This is a genomic window from Paenibacillus sp. FSL K6-2862, from assembly GCF_038005125.1.
Lineage (GTDB): Bacteria > Bacillota > Bacilli > Paenibacillales > Paenibacillaceae > Paenibacillus > Paenibacillus illinoisensis_A.
This window is the reverse complement of record NZ_JBBOSN010000001.1, coordinates 4,225,876-4,247,783: the sequence shown is the minus strand read 5'-3', so window position 1 is coordinate 4,247,783 and position 21,908 is coordinate 4,225,876. Positions and strand designations below refer to the sequence as shown.

20 protein-coding genes and 1 pseudogene are annotated in these 21,908 nt (G+C 44.9%); 19 read left to right on the top strand and 2 right to left on the bottom strand.

Annotation, left to right across the window (positions count from 1 at the left end):
- Positions 1-112 precede the first annotated feature (112 nt).
- Entirely contained in the window at positions 113-796 is a 684-nt protein-coding gene (locus MHB82_RS19020) for a hypothetical protein (RefSeq protein WP_341175604.1), read from the top strand.
- A gap of 131 nt (positions 797-927) precedes the next feature.
- Here MHB82_RS19020 and MHB82_RS19015 read toward each other — a convergent pair whose 3' ends face one another.
- Positions 928-1,812 (bottom strand): LysR family transcriptional regulator, encoded by an 885-nt coding sequence (locus tag MHB82_RS19015; RefSeq protein WP_095286386.1) that lies wholly within the window; start codon positions 1,810-1,812, stop codon positions 928-930.
- Between the two features lie 112 nt (positions 1,813-1,924).
- Here MHB82_RS19015 and zwf point away from each other — a divergent pair, with 112 nt between their 5' ends.
- The 9 genes from zwf to MHB82_RS18970 all read left to right on the top strand — a co-directional run bounded on the left by zwf (position 1,925) and on the right by MHB82_RS18970 (position 13,040).
- Positions 1,925-3,448: a glucose-6-phosphate dehydrogenase gene (gene zwf / locus MHB82_RS19010; RefSeq protein WP_095357316.1), complete on the top strand. Its 1,524-nt coding sequence runs from the start codon at positions 1,925-1,927 to the stop codon at positions 3,446-3,448.
- 34 nt (positions 3,449-3,482) lie between these two features.
- The gene (gene fsa / locus MHB82_RS19005) at positions 3,483-4,148 is read left to right on the top strand and encodes a fructose-6-phosphate aldolase (protein ID WP_095357317.1); all 666 of its coding nucleotides are present in this window, start codon (positions 3,483-3,485) and stop codon (positions 4,146-4,148) included.
- A 72-nt stretch (positions 4,149-4,220) separates the two neighbouring features.
- Positions 4,221-5,639 carry an NADP-dependent phosphogluconate dehydrogenase gene (gndA, locus tag MHB82_RS19000; RefSeq protein ID WP_341175603.1) on the top strand — a complete coding sequence of 473 codons (1,419 nt, stop codon included), beginning with the start codon at positions 4,221-4,223 and terminating at the stop codon, positions 5,637-5,639.
- A gap of 308 nt (positions 5,640-5,947) precedes the next feature.
- On the top strand, positions 5,948-7,051 hold the full coding sequence (locus tag MHB82_RS18995; protein WP_341175602.1) for a metallophosphoesterase: 1,104 nt from the start codon (positions 5,948-5,950) through the stop codon (positions 7,049-7,051).
- Between the two features lie 212 nt (positions 7,052-7,263).
- Positions 7,264-7,659 (top strand): hypothetical protein, encoded by a 396-nt coding sequence (locus tag MHB82_RS18990; protein WP_341175601.1) that lies wholly within the window; start codon positions 7,264-7,266, stop codon positions 7,657-7,659.
- Between the two features lie 295 nt (positions 7,660-7,954).
- Entirely contained in the window at positions 7,955-8,797 is an 843-nt protein-coding gene (gene licT, locus MHB82_RS18985; RefSeq protein ID WP_341175600.1) for a BglG family transcription antiterminator LicT, read from the top strand.
- A gap of 127 nt (positions 8,798-8,924) precedes the next feature.
- Positions 8,925-10,844, top strand: a complete 1,920-nt coding sequence (locus MHB82_RS18980; protein ID WP_341175599.1) for a beta-glucoside-specific PTS transporter subunit IIABC — start codon at positions 8,925-8,927, stop codon at positions 10,842-10,844.
- 30 nt (positions 10,845-10,874) lie between these two features.
- Positions 10,875-12,338 carry a glycoside hydrolase family 1 protein gene (locus MHB82_RS18975; protein ID WP_110823362.1) on the top strand — a complete coding sequence of 488 codons (1,464 nt, stop codon included), beginning with the start codon at positions 10,875-10,877 and terminating at the stop codon, positions 12,336-12,338.
- Positions 12,339-12,473: 135 nt separating this feature from the next.
- On the top strand, positions 12,474-13,040 hold the full coding sequence (locus tag MHB82_RS18970; RefSeq protein ID WP_095357324.1) for a 5' nucleotidase, NT5C type: 567 nt from the start codon (positions 12,474-12,476) through the stop codon (positions 13,038-13,040).
- A 29-nt stretch (positions 13,041-13,069) separates the two neighbouring features.
- On the opposite strand, the gene MHB82_RS18965 is transcribed toward MHB82_RS18970, so the two are convergent.
- Positions 13,070-13,939: an AraC family transcriptional regulator gene (locus MHB82_RS18965; RefSeq protein ID WP_341175598.1), complete on the bottom strand. Its 870-nt coding sequence runs from the start codon at positions 13,937-13,939 to the stop codon at positions 13,070-13,072.
- Positions 13,940-14,064: 125 nt separating this feature from the next.
- On the opposite strand from MHB82_RS18965, the gene MHB82_RS18960 reads away from it, so the two are divergent.
- The 9 genes and pseudogenes from MHB82_RS18960 to licT (MHB82_RS18920) all read left to right on the top strand — a co-directional run bounded on the left by MHB82_RS18960 (position 14,065) and on the right by licT (MHB82_RS18920) (position 21,606).
- On the top strand, positions 14,065-15,738 hold the full coding sequence (locus MHB82_RS18960; protein ID WP_341175597.1) for a family 78 glycoside hydrolase catalytic domain: 1,674 nt from the start codon (positions 14,065-14,067) through the stop codon (positions 15,736-15,738).
- A pseudogene (locus MHB82_RS18955) lies at positions 15,653-16,339 on the top strand (alpha-L-rhamnosidase-related protein); the annotation flags it as partial. The gene MHB82_RS18960 and the pseudogene MHB82_RS18955, both read left to right, overlap by 86 nt.
- A complete protein-coding gene (locus tag MHB82_RS18950) occupies positions 16,340-16,771 on the top strand; it encodes an alpha-L-rhamnosidase C-terminal domain-containing protein (protein ID WP_341176667.1) in 432 nt (143 codons plus the stop codon).
- Positions 16,772-16,888: 117 nt separating this feature from the next.
- Positions 16,889-17,422 carry a GNAT family N-acetyltransferase gene (locus MHB82_RS18945; protein ID WP_095357327.1) on the top strand — a complete coding sequence of 178 codons (534 nt, stop codon included), beginning with the start codon at positions 16,889-16,891 and terminating at the stop codon, positions 17,420-17,422.
- Positions 17,423-17,561: 139 nt separating this feature from the next.
- On the top strand, positions 17,562-18,650 hold the full coding sequence (locus MHB82_RS18940; protein ID WP_341175596.1) for an acyltransferase: 1,089 nt from the start codon (positions 17,562-17,564) through the stop codon (positions 18,648-18,650).
- A 155-nt stretch (positions 18,651-18,805) separates the two neighbouring features.
- Positions 18,806-19,366, top strand: coding sequence for an AAA family ATPase (locus tag MHB82_RS18935; RefSeq protein WP_095357576.1), 561 nt, complete (start codon positions 18,806-18,808; stop codon positions 19,364-19,366).
- Positions 19,367-19,414: 48 nt separating this feature from the next.
- Positions 19,415-20,050 carry a pyridoxamine 5'-phosphate oxidase family protein gene (locus tag MHB82_RS18930; RefSeq protein ID WP_341175595.1) on the top strand — a complete coding sequence of 212 codons (636 nt, stop codon included), beginning with the start codon at positions 19,415-19,417 and terminating at the stop codon, positions 20,048-20,050.
- Between the two features lie 30 nt (positions 20,051-20,080).
- On the top strand, positions 20,081-20,386 hold the full coding sequence (locus MHB82_RS18925) for a hypothetical protein (protein WP_095357329.1): 306 nt from the start codon (positions 20,081-20,083) through the stop codon (positions 20,384-20,386).
- A 380-nt stretch (positions 20,387-20,766) separates the two neighbouring features.
- On the top strand, positions 20,767-21,606 hold the full coding sequence (gene licT / locus MHB82_RS18920; RefSeq protein WP_095357330.1) for a BglG family transcription antiterminator LicT: 840 nt from the start codon (positions 20,767-20,769) through the stop codon (positions 21,604-21,606).
- The last annotated feature ends 302 nt before the right edge of the window (positions 21,607-21,908 follow it).

Here is a 21,908-nt window from a genome sequence, read left to right as displayed (position 1 = left end):
AATACACGTCTGGTTACTGGCTTTTGTTTTGCATAAATATACACATACAAGTTTCCTGGTTAATATAGATTTAGCATGTAATCATACATAGGGTTAACGGAGGGGAACATTGATGACGACAATGGATACGGTATTGCTGGAAAAAGCGATGAGTTATGCGCCCATTCTGATGTTTGATCAGAACGAACCGTTTTATCCAGATCTAGTTGGTATTTCACTGCTCGAGAAACCTGGTCCTTCACCTTCGTTTAGGCGGGAGATCCTTTTCCCGATTGAGGCCGTGCAATTTGTGATTGAGTATGCGATATGGTGGGATTATGAGATAGGGCACCTGTATGAAATGGAACATGTATGGATCTATGTGGGGCATGATGGAGAGGTAGTGGATTGTGAAGCCAGTTTTCATGGTAAAGTACTGCGCGGGATGCTGAAGGATCGGGTGAATATGGTTGATCGTCACGTATGCCTCTATTCACAGCCAGGTAAACACGCGTTCTCCCCGCTTCCTGTCGTGTTTGAGCTGCTTCCCGATTTGTATTCCGCTGCAGGTATCCAAGCTGGATGTGATGGCCTTTTGGTAAACGACTTGTTCAAGAATTATTTTGAGACCAATGAAGTCATTGATGAACGGGTAAGGAAATATCTCCAGACCAAAGCCTTTGTGCCGACAATGCAGTTTGAGGGGTACTTACTAGGGCCGGAGAAGTTTGTAACGTGGGACAGGCTGTATGAGATGATTCCACAGCGAATCAGGAGCCGTCTAGCAGAACTGGAGCAAATGTACGGAGCGCAATGAGCATACAGCAGTCGGCAGTTTTATAAGAGTGAAAATGGAAATTTATCATTAGTCACTAAATAGTCGTCAACAAACAAGTGCTTCTTATTCCTATTCAGGAATAGAAGCACTTGTTTGTTTTAAGGAGTTATTTAACTTTTAAAAATAAGGTCCATAAATCGGTTCGCCGCCAGGGAAATAGGCATGTTCCGTTTGGTCATAATCCCCACATGTGAAGGGGGAAGAGGGACATCGAGCTGAATTTCAAACAGCGAACCTTCTTCCAGCTCCTTGGAGATGAATTCACGGGTGACATAGGAGATACCCAAGCCCCGCCGTGCGAACTCAATGAGCAGATCCACGCTTCCGACCTCAATTTCAGGCTTCAGTGTGTAACCGTAGCTATTAAACAATTCCGTAATGGCCATCCGAACCCGGCTGTTCCGCGAGAAGAGAATAAGCTGGTGTTCAAGCAGCATATCCAGTGTCATGACTTTATCCTTCAACTGGGCATAACGTTCGCCCGCGACGAAGCAATCCTTGAGTTGAATGCTTTCGCGTACCTCCAGCTGCGGATCAACAATCGGCATCCGTACAACACCGAGATCAATTTTGCCCTCTTTCAGAAACGTAATGACTTCAGGCGTTGTCCCATGACTTAGATGCAGCTTAATGTTGGGATAGAGGGTATGGAATTCTTCCAGGTAGGCAAGCATGTAATGCTTGAACAAGGAGTCACTGCCGCCGATTCGAAGCTCTCCACTGTCCAAACTTTTTAATGCAGCCATTTTCTCTTCCGCAAGAGAAATCAGAATCTGGGATTGCTCAATATAGGAATATAGGCTAACGCCTTCCTGCGTCAATGCCACCCCTTTGGAATTCCGATAAAACAACGTAAGGCCGAAACTCTCCTCCAGCTGCTTGATGGCATGGCTGACACTGGGTTGAGTGATATAGAGTGCCTTGGCAGCTTGAGTCAAACTTCCGGTTTTGGCAGCCCAGTAAAAGACTTTATATAACTCATAATTTGTTGTCATAGATATTGTCTATAGCTCCTGTGAAATATATTAATTACTTGTATGGCTATAAAACGTATTATAGTGTAACTACCGAAAAGAAACCAGAGTTACTTGGAAGGAGAACGGTGAAATGGAACCTACGAGCATTATTCTATTTGGTGCTACTGGCGATTTAGCCAAAAGAAAAATATATCCTGCCTTATACAATTTATATATTGAGCAGAAACTTCCTGAAACCTTCTCACTGATTGGCCTGGGCCGCAGAGAATGGTCTGATGAATTTTTTCAGGCACAAGTTGAAAAGTCACTGAATGAATTCTCTAGACGCGAGCCGGATCCAGAACGTGTGAAGTCGTTCGTGCAGGCTTTTCGATACAATGTATTGAATATTAGCCATAAGGAAGATTATATACAGCTGTTAAAATTGGTTGAACAGAGAGAAGCAGAGCTGGGCATTCCGTCCAATCGCCTGTTCTATCTGTCTGTCGGCCCAGAATTCTTCGAGCCGATCGCCGAAAATATCCAAAGCAGCGGACTTGGATCCACTGAAGGCTGGAAGCGCCTCGTAATTGAGAAACCGTTCGGTCATGATCTGCAATCGGCCCGTGATCTTAATCGCAAACTGAGTGAGGCGTTCACGGAAGAAGAGATCTATCGGATTGACCATTATCTCGGCAAACCGATGGTACAGCGTTTGGAAACCTTGCATCAGAGCAATCCGATCATGAAAGCATTGTGGAACAACCGTTACATCTCCAACGTGCAAATCACGGCCAACGAGACTGTAGGCGTGGAGGAGCGTGCTTCTTACTATGATCATGTTGGAGCCGTGCGGGATATGTTCCAGAATCACATGCTGCAATTGCTCATGATGATGGCTATCCAGCTTCCATACAACAGCACGACCGAAAAGGTTGGGCAGAAGAAAAAGCATATTATGGAATCGATCGAGCCGCTGCAGAAACAAAATGTGGGTGCAAGCGTGATTCGTGGACAATATGCTGAAGGATTCATCCAAGGCAAAGCGGTAAGCGCGTATGCTGCCGAGCCGGGCGTTGTTGAAAATACAATGAACGATACCTTTATTGCTGCGAAATTGCAGATTGATGATTTCTTCTGGCGCGGAGTTCCATTCTATATCCGCACAGGTAAACGAATGAAGGAGAAATCAACACGTATCGTCATTGAATTCAAGGAACCGTCTGGTCAATCAAATGCAGCGAAGAGCAATGGCTCTAAGCCAAACCTGCTTGTCATTGAAATGAGTCCTGACCAAAGCATGACACTTCAACTCAATGCGAGCGACCCTCAGAACAAAGGGGAATTCAAGCCGGTTCACATTGATTTGGCACCTGATCGGGAAGATCTGGCCGAAGCATATGAGAACCTGATCCGTGACGCCCTTCAAGGGGATCCAACGTTCTTCGCTCATTGGGATGAAGTTGAATTGTCCTGGGCTTGGGTTCAACCAATCTTGGAGGCATTTGAGGAAAATCTGCTGCCGCTTCATCTCTACCCTGCAGGCAGCTATGGTCCTGTGGAATCAGACGAGATGCTTGCTGCCGAAGGTCATCACTGGTGGTTCGATGAGCCTTCAGAACAATTCGCTGAAGATTCACTAGCTGCACCACTCGCTGTAAATTCAAACTTGTAATTCAAAAAAAACAAATTAACTGGAGGGTTTTAACATGAAATTTTTCATCGATACAGCAAACTTGGAAGACATCAAAAAAGCATACAAAATCGGCGTCCTGTCCGGTGTAACAACTAACCCATCACTGGTAGCCAAAGAAGGCATTAAATTCGAAGATCGCATTGAGGAAATCTTGCGTGAAGTACCTGAAGTTGAATCCGTATCTGCAGAAGTAACACCGGATGCCCTTACAGCTGAAGAAATGATCGCTCAAGCGAACGAACTGATCAAAATCAACAATAACGACAAAAACATTACAATCAAGCTGCCAATGACACTTGCAGGACTTGAAGCTTGCCGTTACCTGACCAAAAAAGGTGTTAAAACGAACGTAACGTTGATCTTCACTGTGAATCAGGCACTCCTTGCAGCACGCGCAGGCGCTACTTATGTATCCCCATTCCTCGGACGTCTTGATGATATCTCGGAAGATGGCGTTCAATTGGTTGCCAAAGTAGCTGAATTGTTCCGTACACATAACCTGGATGCTCAAATTATCGCAGCTTCCGTAAGACATCCAGACCACGTTACACGTGTAGCGATGGCTGGAGCACATATTGCTACGGTTCCATTCTCTGTAATTGAACAAATTTCCAAACACCCACTGACGGATCAAGGTATGGATAAATTCGCAGCGGACTGGAAAAAAACAGTTCAATAAGGGTAACTTCTGATAAGCGAATTCAATCAGACTTAACGTTTCCTATAAAACAAAGAGCATGGGGAGGACATAATGAGTAAACAACAAATTGGTGTTATTGGACTTGCAGTAATGGGCAAAAACTTGGCCCTGAATATCGAAAGTAAGGGATTTTCCGTATCGGTGTTCAACCGTTCCCCGGAGAAAACGAATGATCTTCTGAAAGAAGCTGAGGGAAAAAACCTGACTGGCGCGTTCTCCATTGAAGAGTTCGTGGCATCCCTGGAATCCCCGCGCAAAATTCTGATCATGGTTCAAGCCGGTAAAGCGACTGACGCCACGATTGAACAATTGCTGCCTCATCTGGATGAGGGCGATATCATTATTGATGGAGGTAACGCCTACTTCCCTGACACGCAGCGTCGCAGCAAAGAGCTGGAAGAGAAAGGATTCCGTTTCATTGGCGCTGGTGTATCCGGCGGCGAAGAAGGCGCACTGAAAGGCCCAGCAATCATGCCAGGTGGTCAAGAAAGTGCATACGAACTGGTTGAACCGATTCTGACAGCGATCTCTGCCAAAGTTGGCGATGATGCCTGCAGCACGTACATCGGACCAGACGGTGCCGGACACTACGTCAAAATGGTGCACAACGGTATTGAATACGGAGATATGCAGTTGATTGGTGAAGCATACCACCTGCTCAAGTCCGTCCTGAATGTTTCCGTTGAGGAATTGCACGAAATCTTCACAGAGTGGAATCAAGGCGAATTGGACAGCTATCTGATCGAGATTACGGCGGATATCTTCTCCAAATACGATCCGGAAACCGGCAAACCAATGGTTGACGTTATTCTGGATGCGGCCGGACAAAAAGGAACAGGTAAATGGACAAGCCAAAGCGCGCTGGATCTCGGCGTACCATTGTCCATGATTACGGAATCCGTATTCTCCCGTTTCCTGTCCGCCATGAAGGACGAGCGTGTAGCTGCGAGCAAAATCCTGAATGGTCCGAAGACTGAAGCATTCTCTGGCGATAAAAAAGCGTTCATCGAGAGTGTACGCAAAGCTTTGTTCGCAAGTAAAATCGTATCCTATGCACAAGGCTTTGCCCAAATGCGTGCGGCTTCCGACGAGTATGGCTGGGATCTGAAATACGGTAACATCGCCATGATCTTCCGCGGCGGCTGCATTATCCGTTCACAGTTCCTGCAAAACATCAAAGAAGCATATGACAAAGATGCAGAACTCAAAAACCTGCTTCTGGATCCATATTTCCAAAATATCGTTGAATCCTACCAGGATGCTTGGCGTGAAGTTGTAGCAGCTGCTGTAAAACAAGGTATTCCGGTACCTGGCTTCTCCAGCGCACTTTCCTACTACGACAGCTACCGTACAGAGCGTTTGCCTGCAAACTTGCTGCAAGCGCAGCGTGACTACTTCGGAGCCCACACCTTCAAACGTGTGGACAAAGAAGGTTCATTCCACTTCCAATGGATGGATACAAACGAGTAAGATCTGTTGATTCAAGTGTACTGAATAGAACAAGCAAGCATGCTTGCATCGTTTAGAAGTGTTATATTCTAGGCGAATGCAGGCATGTTTTTTTATTTTAACTAGGTACCATACTACTCCATATTATTGATTGCGAATGGCTGGAATTTAAGTATCCCCAAATTGTAATAAAATGTACGTATCTATGCTGGTGAAGGTGATGCCTGGACCCTGCAAACTGCGTTATACTGGTTCAGACAGACTACTAGTTATCGTTTGTTAGGTGTAAATTCAGCAATCAACTTACTGACGTGGAGGTTAGCCGGAGCATGTTCGTATTGGCAGGCATTTTGTTTTTGGTGGTATACGGTTTATTGGTGTTCTACATAGGCTGGAGCGGCTGGAGCTGGATGAAGCCCGTCGTGTCGGCCAGATTTCGATGGTTCTATATTGTGGCCCTTGTATTTCTTGCAGTTTCATTCATTCTGGCCCGGCTGTTTGGAAGTATATCCTTCTTAAGTGTAATAGGTTCTTACTGGCTTGCGATTTTCTCATTGCTGCTGCTGATCTTGCCAGTGATCCATTTAACATTGTGGCTGCTCCGATTAACACGGATCCCCAGACATCACACGCAGAAGTGGGCGGGTGTAATTACTTTGGTGTTACTTCTCTCTACGATGGCATACGGGATATACAATGCGTACAGTCCGGTCGTGAGAGAGTACAGTATTCAGATTGATAAAAAGGTGGAAGGGATCGACAGTCTTAACATTGTTATGGCTGCAGACATGCATTTTGGACTTCTATCAGGACCGGCACATGCCAAGCGCATGGTGGAGGAAATTAACGCTTTGAAGCCTGATCTGGTCCTCTATCCCGGTGATCTTATCGATGACAATCTGGATATGTACCTGAATAGCGGCATCGCAGATATTATCAGTGGTATTGAGGCACCTTACGGAGTATACGCTTCATTGGGCAATCATGACAAGTTTGACGGTCCGATTGAAGATCTGATTGCTGCGCTGGAGAAGAGCAATATGCAGGTTCTCTACGATGATAAGGTCATATTGGATGACAAAATCACCTTGATTGGACGTAAAGACAGAACGGAAGAAGATCGTGCCGAAGTGGCAACGTTGATGCAGGATACCGACCTCAGCAAGCCGGTGCTGATGATGGATCATCAGCCGTATGATCTGGATATTGCGGAGCAGAATCATGTGGATCTGGTTGTGTCCGGTCACACCCACCGTGGCCAGATTGCACCAGCTCAATTCATCACGCAGGCGATCTACGAGAACGATTGGGGTTACTTGCAAAAAGGTTCGATGCATTCCATTGTGACCTCGGGTTATGGCTTCTGGGGACCGCCAATCCGCACGAGCAGTCGCTCTGAGATTGTTCAGATTCATGTGACCTTCCAACAATAATAGTAAAAGGCCCTTCCTAGGAAGGGTCTTTTTTTATGGAAGTGTCTTTGCTTAAGCAAACCAAAACCATCTAACCTGTGTTAATATAAATAGAGCTTATTTACTTCGGAAATTAGGATATTAACATTCAATACTTCTAAGAAAGAGATGATCAGTTGAACACAAAAAGACATTCCCGGATACGAAATCGATTCGTGCTCGTTATTGGTCTGATGTTGGTTATATTGGCTGGCTATCTCTACTGGATTAGAGACCAGTCCCAGATTTCTGAGGTTGCTTTTGAGGCGATTGAACTTGCTCAGGCACCACTTGAGGTCATGGAGGTAATTGAAGAAAAAGCCAGAAAATTTGAAGTGTTAGCTGCTGAGCATGAGGGGTGGATTTACGTCTATTATGGCATTGATGAGGGTGATTACAAAACAATAGACATGAACATATCGGATACATATAAACAATATATAGTACAAATTACCGTAAGAAATGCAGATAATGATCAGTGGATAAACAGCTACAAGCTCGTACGATTTAAACGTTTAGATAACAAGTCATTAATAACTAAAGTGACCGACAGAACCCAATTTGTGAGGCAGGTACAAGTTGATAATTGAAATAGGTTTCGCACCACCATTCGATGGCAATACTCTATAGGGGTAAACAGGTGAAATACCTGATAGAAAGTAAATTGCTAAGATTAAAGCCCTAATAAAAGGGATTTTTCCATATAATAATTCGTTGTAAATAAGACAGTGGTAGCATTTTTGGTTGACACCGTTTTCAGGTTGTGATAAATTATACCCGAGGCTTGTTACCGGTAATGCGGGCAAAACCACTATGGAAATGATTTTATTATTTCTATTTTGGTTTTGCCCTTTTTTAATCCTCAAAAAAAACGGGTGGTCCAAAATGATTATTAAACAGATATTTAATAACAATATTGTCAGTACCGTGGATGACAAAAATCAGGAACTGCTGATCCTCGGCCGGGGTATCGGGTTTAAGTTCAAAGTCGGTGATGAGATTGATGAGGAACGGATAGAGAAAGTGTTCCGTCTTCAGGATTCATCGATCTATGAGAAATTCAAGTCCATCGTCACTGAAGTGCCGATTGAAATTCTGCAGGCAACGGATGATATCGTAACGCTGGCACGTACGCAACTGAATAAAACCATCAGTGACGGGATCTATGTCTCGTTGTCGGATCACATTCATTTTGCTGTCCAGCGTATGGAAAAGGGCATGATTACAAGGAATCCGCTTTCCTGGGAAGTACAGCACTTTTACAAGGCGGAGTACGATGTCGCCCGAGAAGCGCTCACGCTACTGAAGGAAAGACTGGATATTGATTTTCCCAAAGATGAGGTTTGCAATATTGCACTGCATTTCATTAATGCGGAAGTCAATGATTCCATGAATGATGTGACTCATCTTATGCAGCTGCTTCAGGAAATCATGAACATTATCAAATACCACTTCAATGTCGAATTGGATGAAGATAGCGTTAACTATTTTCGTTTCATCACACATTTGAAATACTTCTGCCAGAGAGTCATCACGCATTCAACTCATGATGATGCAGAGGAGTATTTATACGAGGTGGTTCGGAAAAACTATCCGGAAACCTTCAAGTGTATCGGCAAGATCGAAACGTTTATCCATAAGAATTATCAATACGACATGACACACTCGGAGCAGTTATATCTCACGCTCCATCTGGAGCGGTTAATGAAAACCAAGCGAGAGAATTAGATTTTAACTGAATATCCCATGGGCTTGTTACTGTTCAATCAGGCAATACCCGAATGAAATGACGCGCACATGACGTGTCGTATTCGTTCGGGTATTTTTTATTGGAAAATATGAGGAGGAAAACATCATGAACCATCAGGAAACGGCACAGGAGATTATCAAAGCCGTTGGGGGCACAAATAATATCAACTCGGTGTACCACTGTATTACCCGTCTTCGCTTTGAATTGAAAGACAATGACAAAGTGGATAACGGTACACTCAAGAAGCTGGACAAGGTCATGGGGACCAACATCTCCGGCGACCAATTCCAGGTCATTATAGGTAATGATGTACCAAAAGTGTTTGATGCGATAGTCAAAGAACATCCAGCACTACAGCAGAGCCCCGAAAAGAAAGAGACCAAGTCGGACAACAAAAAAAATGTAATTCTTAAAATATTCGAAACGATTGCAGGCGTATTTGCACCTATGCTGCCAGCGATCACCGCTGCAGGTATGCTCAAAGGTTTGCTTGCCCTGTTTGTATCTCTCGGCTGGATGTCAGCAGGAACGGATACCTATCGTATTCTCTCAGCCATCGGTGATGGCGTCTTCCATTACCTGCCACTGCTGATTGCAGTGAGTGCTGCCCGCAAGTTCGGCAGTAATCCGTTTGTTGCGATTGCATTAGGTACGGCGTTGATGTATCCGGATATGAGCACACTGCTCTCCAGCGGCGAATCCGTTGCTTTTATCGGCATTCCGGTAACGGCAGTAAGCTACGCATCATCGGTTATACCGATCTTGCTGGCTGTATGGCTCATGTCCTATGTCGAGAAGTGGGTTGACCGCGTAATTCCGGCTGCTTTGAAGCTGCTGCTTGTTCCGTTGATTACTTTGCTTGTTATGGTTCCGGTTACGCTGATCGCGATCGGTCCATTGGGTACATTTGTAGGTAATGGATTGTCCGGTGGTATTAACTGGCTGCTGAATGAAGGCGGATTGATTGCTGGTATCGTACTTGGCGGTGCAATGGCGCTGATTATTATGACTGGTATGCACTATGCACTTGTTCCGATTATCCTGAGCAACATTGCTACACTGGGCTTTGATAAATTCTTGCCGCTGACGTATATCTCCAATATGGGTCAAGCCGGTGCAACTCTCGGTGTATTTTTCCGGGCAAAAGACAAAAAGCTCAAAACCGTTGCATTATCGACCAGCTTTACAGCCCTCATGGGTGTAACTGAACCGGCAATGTACGGGGTAAACATGAAATACAAAAAGCCATTTGCTGCAGCGATGATCGGTAGTGCTGTAGGTGGCGGATTCGCACTGGCCTTTGGTGCCAAAGCTTATGTACTTGCGGGTAACGGCGGACTTCCTGGACTGCCTTCCCTGATTGGACAAACGTTCTGGTATTCCCTGATTGGTATGATTCTTGCCTTCGTGGTAGGTGCGATTATGTCCACGGTATTCGGAATTAAGGAAGAAGAAGGAGACGCAGAAGCGCTCGCTCAATTCTCCCCTGGTGCTTCTTCTACGCCAGCAGCAGCGCCTTCTAATGAGGCTGCAGCGGTGAACGTGGACGACATGGGTGCACCAACGCCAACAAGTGATGCGGTTGCTGTGGCTCCGATGACAGGAAAAGCAATCCCGCTGAAAGAAGTCAATGATCCAACGTTTGGCGATGAATTAATGGGTAAAGGTGTTGCGTTTGTTCCAAGCGTGGGCGAGCTCGTATCTCCAGTAACAGGAACGGTTATGAATGTGTTCAAAACGAAACATGCGATCGTTGTACGCAGTGATAACGGCATGGAACTCCTGATCCACGTGGGAATCAATACAGTCAAGCTGCGCGGACAATATTTTGAATCCCATGTTGCAGCCGGAACTCGCGTACAGGCCGGAGACAAGCTGCTTTCCTTTGAACTCGATCAAATTGCGAAAGAATATGACATTACAACAGCCATGGTTGTTACGAACACGGCGGACTACAAAGATATCCAACCAGTAAACTTGGGTGAAATCACGATGGGGCAAGAGGTATTGAAAGCCCAAATTTAATCTTAATCAACGAGAAGAGGAGAGATACGCATGATTAATCGACAAGGATTTCCGGAAGGTTTTCTGTGGGGCGGCGCCATTGCCGCCAATCAGGCTGAAGGTGGATTCGATGCAGGTGGCAAAGGCTGGTCCACGGCGGACATGGTTCCTTATTTTGAGAAAAAAGACTATACCAATCTAAGAGAACTCATGCATGTGACGACTGCAACCGTTGAGAAAGCGATGTCCCACCATAGTGCGGAGGGATATCCGAAACGCTACGGCATTGATTTTTATCACCGCTTCAAAGAGGATATCGCGCTATTCGCTGAGCTTGGTTTTAAGACATTTCGTCTATCGATTAACTGGCCGCGTATTTTTCCGAACGGTTATGATGCAGAACCTAATGAAGAAGGACTGCGCTTCTATGACGAAGTATTCGATGAACTGCGCAAGCACAACATTGAACCACTCGTAACACTTTCTCATTATGAAATGCCAATGGCACTGGTACTGAAGTATAACGGCTGGGCTGGCCGGGAAGTCATTGGTCATTTTGTGAGATATGCTGAAACGGTAATGACCCGTTATAAAGACAAGGTTAAATATTGGCTGACATTTAATGAAATCAACACAACCATTATTGAGCCGTTCACAGGTGGAGGCATTATCGAAGACCGTGTGGATAACGTGATGCAGGCTTCGTATCAAGCGCTTCATCACCAATTCGTTGCGAGCAGTCTCGTTACGGAAAAAGCACGTCAGATCAATCCGAACTTCCAGATTGGCTGCATGCTTGCTCGTATGATTCACTATCCGGCCACTTCGAAACCAGAAGATGTATTACAGGCTCAGATTGATAATCAGCTAAATCTGCTGCATACCGATGTTCAGGTTCGCGGAAGCTATCCAACCTTCATGGCTCGTTACTGGGCAGACCACGGAATTTCCATTGTGATGGAACCAGGGGATGAAGAGATATTGAAGAAGCACACAGTAGATTTCATCTCGTTCAGTTATTACACGTCCTTGGTGTCTGCTGTAAATCCTGAGGAATATGGAGTCACTGGAGGCAATCTGTACAGCACCATTAAAAACCCGAATCTGGAGCGTACAGAATGGGGCTGGCAGCTTGATCCGATTGGACTTCGCGTGGCGCTAAAAGAGCTGTATGACCGTTATCAATTACCGTTATTTGTCGTGGAGAACGGACTTGGTGCCAAGGATACGGTTGAGGCTGACGGTTCCATTAACGATGATTACCGGATTGACTACCTGAGAAAACATATTACGCAAATGAAGGAAGCCGTCATGGATGGTGTGGACCTCATGGGTTACACAAACTGGGGAGCGATCGACATCATCAGTGCATCCACCTCCGAGATGTCCAAGCGTTATGGCGTAATCTACGTCGATCAGGACGACAACGGACAAGGTACATTGAACCGTTATAAGAAAAAAAGCTTTGGCTGGTATCAAAAAGTCATTGCTTCCAACGGTGAAGATTTGGCTTAATTCATAATGGCAGCTCCAGGCGCAGCAGATAAGCAGCGCAGGGGGCGCCTTTTTTTATCCATAGAGGAGATGGTAAAAAGAATAGCTTGATGACACCCGGGGTGATATACTGTGTTCGTACTGGGGAGGGATAACATGAAAAAACCAATCATTGCTGTAGACATGGATGATACGATCTGTCATCTGGTCCGGCGAGCCATTTACCACAACAACATCAACTTCCCGACCCATCCACTGCGTTATGAAGATATGACTCATTGGGATACGTCTCACTTGCGTCATCCGGAGAGCACTCATGATGTTTTTTATGGTCGGCCGGGACTATTTGAGGAATTGGAGCTGTACGACGAGTACGTTGTGGATGAAATGCAGAAGCTGAATGAAGCTTATGATGTTATTATTGTGACGGCAGCAGACCCGAAGACCGTGGTGGAAAAGTGGAACTGGCTTCAGCGCCATATGCCCTTTATCACGGCGGAGCAGTTTATCACATGCAAACGGAAAAATTTGATTAACTTTGACTTGTTAATTGATGACGGAGCACATAATTTGATTCCGGCTTGGAAAGCGGGAAAGAAAGTCATTTGTATCCCTCATCCGTGGAATGGGAGTGAGCGGGAACAGTATCCGTTTCCCTTGATGTCCAGTTGGAAAGGTGCCAAGGCATACATAGATGACTTGTTTGAGACTGCAAGTGGCTAGTCAAAGTACCAAAAGGAAAGTCCAGGACTTCAGGTTCTGGACCTTTTGCGGTATGTCAGTGGAGTTTCCCCTGTAATTCGTTTGAAAACGGTGTAGAATGTATCTACATCCCGGTAGCCGACAAGCTCGGCGATGAGGCTAACTTTATGCTGTGAACTCTTCAGGAGTTCACGGCTTTTTTGTATGCGCAGGTGCTGAAGGTACGAGCTGAACGTCTGTCCCGTATAGCTCAAGAACATGCGGCCAATTTGCTTTTCGCTCCAACCTGATTGGTGAGATAGATCACTCATGCGAATGCGCATGCCAAGATGCTGATCCAGATATTGAAGGATGTATTCAAAATCGGAAGAGGGCCCATGTTCACCTTGCCTTTTCTGATGCAGCTGTCTGTAAGTCGTTACGATAAGCTGGCAAACGAGTGTGAATAACATACTGGAAGAACCGATTCCCGCAACGGAGGTTTCACGGTAGAGCTTCACCAGCAACTCTTCAATCTGACGATTCTGATCACCGATGGATATATAAGAGACCTCATTGTTGGCCAAATCGATCAGGTGGCTTCGAATGTCCTCTTCCTGAATGGTGAGGGACAGTTTATGTATCAGATCTGTATGGAACAGACAGTTATATATGATCAGCGGATGCTCTGAGACATTGGAGGATGATGGACGAAATACATGGGGAACGCCGACCGGGATGACAAACAGCATGCCTTTTTGAACCGGGACAATGTCCTGAGCAATGTGATGGAAACCCGCGCCTTCCGCAACATAACTGTATTCCAAGAAATCATGGGCATGGAAAGGGAGGTTGAAGTCCTCGGTACATCTATTCACAAAGAGTTGCAGTTCGGAGTTGAAGAAGAGTTCACTTTTTAACAGGTGTACTGATGAGTTCATGGCTTCACCTCCTTATGGTTATGGCCGAATTACCGGGTTAAATAGTCCTCTTTACCGGGTATTTCCTTGAGCGGGATCAGTATAATTATAGCGTAAGCCTGTATTGGAAACCACGATGGAAAGGAATGTTTATCCCTATGTTGACCATCAATCATCTTCGTTGCGAGTATAAAGTAAATCCGATTGGACTGGATGTCAAATCACCCAGATTAAGCTGGCAATTGCAGTCGGACCAGCGAAACTGCGTTCAATCCGCCTATCAAATTCAATTGTCTCTAACGGATGGCCATGAACAGACCGTGTGGGATTCCGGAAAAGTCATCTCCGATCAGTCCATTCATGTGGAACTGGCTGGTTGGGAGCCTCAGGCACGAACCCGGTATTATTATCGCATTCGTGTCTGGGACGCTGCTGAAGAGCAATCTGCCTGGTCAGCAGCAGCGTTCTTCGAAATGGGACTGATGGACAGCAAGAATGCTTGGCAGGCTGATTGGATTACGTCAAGGCCCGATGAGCATGATACGGCCTGTCCCCGCCTACGTACAACTTTTGAACTGAAACAAGAGGTAACCTGTGCAAGAATTTATGTAACAGCTCTTGGACTGTATGAACTGCACCTGAATAACAAAAGAGTGGGACAGGATTATTTTACGCCCGGCTGGACCAGTTATGGTAAGCGGTTGCAATACCAAGTGTATGATGTCACTGATCTTCTTCAAGCAGGGGGGAATATTCTCGGTGCATACCTTGGAGACGGTTGGTACAAAGGTCATCTGGGATGGAAGAAGGAAAAAAGGATATTTGGAGATCAAGCAGCTTTACTGCTGGAACTTCATGTTCACTATGCGGATGGAACGGTAGAAACCATTCTGTCTGATGGGGACTGGAAGACGGCGAGCAGTGCCATATGTATGTCTGATATTTACATGGGGGAGACCTACGATGCACGCTTGGAGACGGATTGGACAGATAACACTTCAACCCGTTGGTCACCTGTGGACGTACTGGAATATACCAAGGATATTATCGTTGCTCAGGAGAATGTACCTGTTACCAGGGTGCAGGAGCTCGAACCTATCGCCTTGATCACAACCCCACAGGGAGACCGTGTGCTGGACATGGGGCAAAATATGGTGGGATGGGTGAAATTCAACATAGAGGGTGAACAAGGGCATACCGTTGAGTTAAGACACGCTGAGATTTTGGATCATGAGGGTAATTTTTATACCGAGAATCTGCGCGGAGCAGCGCAGTCTATTCGATATACCTTAAAAGGTGAAGGGGTTGAGTCATATGAACCCCATTTCACTTTTCAGGGATTCCGTTATGTTAAGCTCATCGGTTTCGCGGAATCCATAAATCTAGATGACTTTAGGGGAGTCGTGCTGCACTCCGATATGGAGCGAACAAGTGATTTCCAATGCTCCAGCCCGCTTGTAAACCAGCTTCATCATAATATACTCTGGGGACAAAAAGGGAATTTTCTTGACGTACCGACAGACTGTCCACAGCGGGATGAACGTCTTGGTTGGACCGGCGACGCCCAGATGTTTATTCGGACAGCTTCATATCTAATGAACACGGGTCCCTTCTTCACGAAATGGCTGCGGGATCTTCAGGCAGATCAGGGCGAGGACGGCGGTATTCCTTTTTTTCGTTCCGGATCTAAGAAGTTCAACTTCAGAGGGCTGGGGAGATACCAGTCATTCCTCGGCTGCTTGGGGCGATGCAGCGGTTATCTGTCCCTGGACCATTTACGAGATGTATGGGGATGTCAGACTGCTTGCCGAGCAATATGATAGCATGAAACGTTGGGTTCATTATATTCATGAGCAAGGTAACAATCCATACTTATGGAATACGGGATTTCACTTTGGAGACTGGCTGGGACTTGATTCCAAGCCGGACAGCTATATTGGTGCCACGGACAAGGATTTTGTGGCAACTGCGTTCTATGCCTATTCGGTCTCACTCGTGAGAAAGGCGGCCGCAGTTCTTGGGCAGGGCGAAGATGAAGCATACTATGCAAAGCTGCATGATCACATTGTAACTGCATTCCGCGAGGAATTTGTTACGCCTGCGGGGAAATTGGCGGTTCCTACACAGACAGCTCATGTTCTTGCCCTACATTTTGAATTACTGGATGCTAAGGCAAGACAGCGGGCTATCGATCAACTGGGAAAACTGGTTGCAGATGCAGGGAATCATCTGACAACCGGTTTTGTGGGCACGCCATACCTGAATCCGGTACTTAGCGAAACGGGTCATCATGATCTAGCTTACACGCTGCTCTTTCAGGAAGACTATCCATCCTGGCTGTATCAGGTAACGAAAGGGGCCACGACCGTCTGGGAACATTGGGACGGGATAAAAGAAGATGGAAGCCTATGGAGTGCAGACATGAATTCATTCAACCATTATGCGTACGGTGCCATTGGAGAGTGGCTTTACCGTTATGTTGCAGGCATCCGTTCCGATGAGAAATCTCCGGGCTTCCATGTTGTGCATATTGAGCCGCAGCCTGGTCCGGGTCTGGATTGGGTGGAAGCAAGTCTTGATACGATGTATGGACGTGTGGGTTCAAGCTGGTATCGCAGGAAAAACAATGAGATGGAAGTGCACGTAACCATTCCCGCAAATGTAACTGGTACCGTTGTTTTGCCGGGTGCAAGCCTTCAGACAGTTATGGAGGGCGGTCTTCCTTTGCACAAGGTGCCTCTTCTTCAGGGTGTTCAAACGATAGAATCTCACGTGAAGATTGATTTGGGATCGGGAAGTTACCATTTCACATACAAGTGTGTGGAGGAATCGGAGCCCGTAACCATAAAGTAAAATAGATAGAGGAATATAAGAACTGTGAAAGGAGCTGCTGGAGCTGCATTAATGCAGCTCCTTCTTCATTTTTATTTAATGTAATTGTAGAATTAGGGAAAGGAGAGTGTACTTCGTATGACAAAAGAACAAGTCAGACTCGTTAGACCATCGATTGTTTATAAAGAAGCATACATGGCATTTTATCAGGATTGGCTACAAAGTGGAGAATTAATGGTGCCTTGGGTTATTGCAAAAGATCCAAGTGATTTTGAAGGAATGATAGCCTCTCTTCATCGAAGTGAACAAGGAATTGACATTCCGGAAGGGTGGGTCAAGGATAGTACATACTGGCTTGTAACAGAGACCGGCAAGATGGTTGGTGCCGTAAATATCAGGCATGAGCTTACAGACAAACTATTGAACAGTGGTGGACATATCGGCTATGGAATTCGTCCAGATGAGCGTCGGAACCATTATGGTTCACAGATCCTTGAGCTGAGCCTGGTTAAGGCTAGGGAGCTTGGAATTACCAAAGTGCTGGTTGTGTGTGACGCCCATAATATCGCTTCCAAAAAAGTCATTCTTCGTAATGGGGGAGTGCAGGATCAACATTATGTTGAGCCAGATGGTAACGTAGTGGAGCGATTCTGGATTGATAATGTCGAATAATGTTGAATGCGGGTGTGAATTGACGAAAATAATATGGATAACGATTGTATAACCCTCTCAGGCTGATTACAATGAAGTGTAGAATCTGGATTGCGGCCGGAAACTATCATCCCATATCAGTCATAAGTGAGGTTTTATCATGAATCAACCTGTTAATCGGCCCCGGCGAATTGAATATCTGGATCTGTTTCGGGCTATTGCCATCATGGCGGTGGTTGCTATCCATGCAACATCCACAGCAGTTACACATTATCCCACTCATTCGCAGGGCTATGATTTTTATTTTTTCTGGAACAGTATACTGCAATTCGCGGTGCCTGCGTTTCTGTTTTTGTCCTCACTTGTTCTGTTCTACAATTATAGTGCCAGGGTGAAGGAAACAGGGTGGATGTTCGCATTTTATAAAAAGCGTCTGCTCTATGTGTTTGTTCCTTATGTGATGTGGTCATTCATTTATTTTGGGGTCAAACAGGAGCTGGCACATCATGATCCAATGTCTCATTTTACGTTTTTTCTTAAACAATTACTCACAGGAACAGCCCATACGCACTTATACTTTTTTCTTATTATTCTTCAGTTTTATGCGGTGTTTCCGTTACTTTTATCACTAACCCGGTTTCGTTTATTTAAGCGTTATCTGCCCTTATTCTTCATTGCAGCTCAGGCTGTCTTTTATGTGCTGCATCTTCAGTTTCACTTCGAACGAATGGGAAGTCTACTGCCGAGTTACTTGATCGTTATTGGGTTTGGCGCATGGATTGGCCTGAACTTTAACGTTTCTCTGGAGAAACTGCGTTCATACCGCTATGTCTTAATTTTGGCCTTTTTAAGCGGAGCTTTTATATCTATATATGGCAGTGTCTACATAAAAACATCCTTAACTGCAATTCCAATCATGCAGTATACCTTGCTGTTTTTGTTCCGGAATTTGTTTACACTTTCTGCATGTTTGTTATTGCTGATGGGATGTGAACGAATAGCGGCAAAAAAGCGGGATCGAGCACATCGGATTCATCGTCTCTTCGACTCACTGGGTACAGTGGCCTTCGGAGTATTCTTGATGCACCCATTAGTATTGTTATTCTGGAGACGGGAGTTCTCGGTGGAAATGGCCCGGCATTTTAGTTTTGGCATACTACTGTCATACGTCGTTGCCCTGCTGCTCTCTTGGTTGATAGCGATTGGATTACGGCGAATAAAATGGGGCTGGGCGCTGATTGGGCGATAAATTTGAATATTATTTTTAAAGAAATGAATGAGATTCTAAGGCTCCTGATGAAAAAAGGGGAAACTTGAATCTCTTTTTTATTTGCTTTTAAAGAGGTATTATGGATGAATGTCCAGAAAATTCAAATCATTTATATCCAAATGAGGAGTGATGGGATGAAGTTTGTCATCATTTTTGGTCCACAAGCGGTCGGGAAGATGACCGTCGGCCAGGAACTGGAGAAGATCACGGAACTGAAGTTGTTTCATAATCACATGACGATTGAGCTGGTATCTCCCTATTTCAGTTATGGTACACCTCAAGGTAAACGACTGGTGAGTCTGTTTCGCCAGGAAATTTTTGAAGAAGTGGCGAAGAGCAATCTTCCCGGCTTGATCTTTACATACGTGTGGGCGTTTGATTCTAAAGAGGATGCAGAATATATCCGTAAAATCAGTGAGCTGTTCACTGCTCATGGCGGACAGGTGTGTTATGTCGAATTGGAGGCAGATATGCCGGAGCGATTGAAACGTAACCGGAGTCCTCACCGGCTGCTGCATAAGGCAACGAAGCGAAACGTAGAATGGTCCGAACAGGATTTGCTAGATAGCATGAACAAACACCAACTGAACTCAGTCCCGGGAGAATTTACACATGAGCACTACATTCGAATCAATAACACACATAAAAGTCCTGAAGAGGTGGCAGAAGCCATCAAGAAAAGATTTGATCTATAATCAGCTAATCACCAAGATATGTAGAAGGATAGAAAGGACGTGTACATTTTGACCAATAACATATTTAAAGACATCGTAACATCGGAGGACGTTCTTCGAGAAATCTGCGGTTCACCGGGAGAATTGGTGAAGAATAAATCGATTGCCTATCTGGATGAGCATTGTCAGCAATTCATTGCCCGTTCTGGCCTGCTCTTTATGTCAACCAGTGATCGTTCTGGCTCTTGTGATGTATCTCCCCGGGGGGACGGAATAGGATTTGTGCACATCGTCGATCAGCATCATCTGGTCATTCCGGAACGGCCGGGCAACAGGCGTTTTGACTCGCTGTTGAACATTTTGTCCAATCCGCACATTGGATTGATTTTTGTTATTCCTGGACTTGAAGAGACACTGCGTATCAATGGCAGAGCGATAATAATTCGGGATACGGACATGATGACGCAAATGCAGGCGCAGGGCAAAACACCCAAACTAGGTATCGCTGTAACGGTAGAAGAGTGCTATATGCATTGTGGCAAAGCCTTTAAACGTTCGCACACATGGGAACCTGAGAACTGGCTCGCCAAGGAGGAATTACCCAAACCAGCACGTATTATCGCTGCGCATGCTAGTAAATTAGGTGTTACGGAGGACGATGTCGTCCGTTCTTTACAAGAATCGTATGAGAAGCGATTGTATTAATATTTGCAAGGTCTAAGGAGTTGAATCATAGTGTTTGTATTAGTCTTGATGGTTGCAGGAGCTATTGTTAGTCTTTTGGTGCCGTACGGCACTGTCATCGTCATTGGCATTATACTCGGTCTTGTGGTGGATAATTATCGAAATACGTTGTATGTTCGTGAGGACATTCGTGCGATTAAAAATCATTTGGGGCTGATGAACAATAAGGAATCAAAAGAGTACGAATTCGATAAAGAGTTCAAGCAAGTGGATCAACTTAATTCCGATGAGATGAGTGTGATCAACAAGAGGATTGAAGCTGAGCTGGAGAAGGAAAATAGAAATAAGAAAAACTAGGCGTGCGCGCCCGTTTCGCCCTGCAATTTAATGCAAAAGAGTGCTAGTTCTCCTCGGGTCGGTAAACATTTGACGTTCTCTCATTAACCGTGAATGGTATGGAATATTGTCTATAGTTGATTGAAAATTAGGTGAATTGTGATCTTCATTTTTGGGCGTATTTTTTTAATTCAAGAGGAATTAATGCAAATGCTTCAAGAACATACGAGAGAGACTGAATAAAATAAAACAGATGGAACCAAATTAAATTTATTGTTGCACATTGTAGAAAATTGTAATACCATGAACGCACATATCGTAGATATTGAAGTTGAAAAGGGCAGACCTATGACCTCGTTGAAGGTATGGCTTGTCTTTTTCTGTATATTGGGGTGGATAAAGTGAAAATCGAGAAGGTGCTGAACAATAATGCTGTAGTTGCCATTCAGGATGGGCGCGAAGTCATCGTCATTGGCCGAGGAATAGCTTTTCAGAAGCGGGCAGGTGATCGGGTCTCCGAGGAGCATATTGACAAGATCTTTACTTTGCAGAATGAAGATATCCAGGAAAACTTCAAAACATTAATCGCCAGCATACCGCTGGAATACATGAAAGTTTCCGAAGAGATCATCGCGTATGCCAAACTGAAATTGGGCAAAAAATTGAATGACAGCATCTATCTCCATCTGACAGATCATATCCATTTCGCCATTGAGCGATATCGCAAGAACCTGCCTATACGAAATGGACTACTGTGGGAAACGAAACAGTTGTACAAGGATGAATACGAAGTGGGACTCGAGGCCCTCAACATGATTTGTGATCAATTTGGTGTCCTGTTACCGGAAGATGAAGCCGGATTTATGGCATTACATTTTGTAAATGCAGCACTTAACGAAGAAATGCCGAATATTCGGAGCATGACGCAGGTGATGCAAGAGGTGCTGACGATCATCAAGTACCATTTCAAAATGGATTTTGACGAGAACTCGCTGAACTATTACCGATTTGTGACACATCTGAAATTTTTTGCCCAACGTCTTGTCAAAGGAAAGCACTATAAAAATAACAATGATGATGAATTGTTTGAATTGATCCAGAAGAAGTATCCCGAAGCGCACAAGTGCTCCGAAAAAATCAAAAAATTTATTGAAAATAACTACACGTATCAACTTACTAACGAGGAAATGATGTATCTGTCGATTCATATTGAACGCGTGGTGCACGCAACTTCAGAGTAGTTCGATTAAACCAAAATATTCCACTAAAAAAGCGCTTGCAAAAGATCAGAAGTTATACTATTATAAATCCATAAAGTAAGCGCATACAAAATCGGATTGTAACTGTTCAATCAGGCAATGCCGATCACTCCAGGTCAGTAGACTGGTTGCAACTTACTTTAAGATGAAGTTGTTGAAGTAACAACCGAATATCGCTGTGTACAGCCTTACAGGGTTGCAACCATTAAGGGCAAAACCTGAATTGCTGAATAACACGACTTGTTTCCGGATCATCCGGCGCGTTGTGTATGTTCAGTAGTTCA

Coding starts and splice junctions, on each gene's coding strand:
- MHB82_RS18935 (WP_095357576.1), top strand. CDS start 18,806: ATGAAGTTTGTCATCATTTTTGGTCCACAAGCGGTCGGGAAGATGACC.
- zwf (WP_095357316.1), top strand. CDS start 1,925: ATGGAACCTACGAGCATTATTCTATTTGGTGCTACTGGCGATTTAGCC.
- MHB82_RS18990 (WP_341175601.1), top strand. CDS start 7,264: ATGTTGGTTATATTGGCTGGCTATCTCTACTGGATTAGAGACCAGTCC.
- MHB82_RS18975 (WP_110823362.1), top strand. CDS start 10,875: ATGATTAATCGACAAGGATTTCCGGAAGGTTTTCTGTGGGGCGGCGCC.
- MHB82_RS18965 (WP_341175598.1), bottom strand. CDS start 13,939: ATGAACTCATCAGTACACCTGTTAAAAAGTGAACTCTTCTTCAACTCC.
- gndA (WP_341175603.1), top strand. CDS start 4,221: ATGAGTAAACAACAAATTGGTGTTATTGGACTTGCAGTAATGGGCAAA.
- MHB82_RS18980 (WP_341175599.1), top strand. CDS start 8,925: ATGAACCATCAGGAAACGGCACAGGAGATTATCAAAGCCGTTGGGGGC.
- MHB82_RS18950 (WP_341176667.1), top strand. CDS start 16,340: ATGAATTCATTCAACCATTATGCGTACGGTGCCATTGGAGAGTGGCTT.
- MHB82_RS19020 (WP_341175604.1), top strand. CDS start 113: ATGACGACAATGGATACGGTATTGCTGGAAAAAGCGATGAGTTATGCG.
- fsa (WP_095357317.1), top strand. CDS start 3,483: ATGAAATTTTTCATCGATACAGCAAACTTGGAAGACATCAAAAAAGCA.
- MHB82_RS19015 (WP_095286386.1), bottom strand. CDS start 1,812: ATGACAACAAATTATGAGTTATATAAAGTCTTTTACTGGGCTGCCAAA.
- MHB82_RS18960 (WP_341175597.1), top strand. CDS start 14,065: ATGTTTATCCCTATGTTGACCATCAATCATCTTCGTTGCGAGTATAAA.
- MHB82_RS18945 (WP_095357327.1), top strand. CDS start 16,889: ATGACAAAAGAACAAGTCAGACTCGTTAGACCATCGATTGTTTATAAA.
- licT (WP_341175600.1), top strand. CDS start 7,955: ATGATTATTAAACAGATATTTAATAACAATATTGTCAGTACCGTGGAT.
- MHB82_RS18970 (WP_095357324.1), top strand. CDS start 12,474: ATGAAAAAACCAATCATTGCTGTAGACATGGATGATACGATCTGTCAT.
- MHB82_RS18940 (WP_341175596.1), top strand. CDS start 17,562: ATGAATCAACCTGTTAATCGGCCCCGGCGAATTGAATATCTGGATCTG.
- MHB82_RS18995 (WP_341175602.1), top strand. CDS start 5,948: ATGTTCGTATTGGCAGGCATTTTGTTTTTGGTGGTATACGGTTTATTG.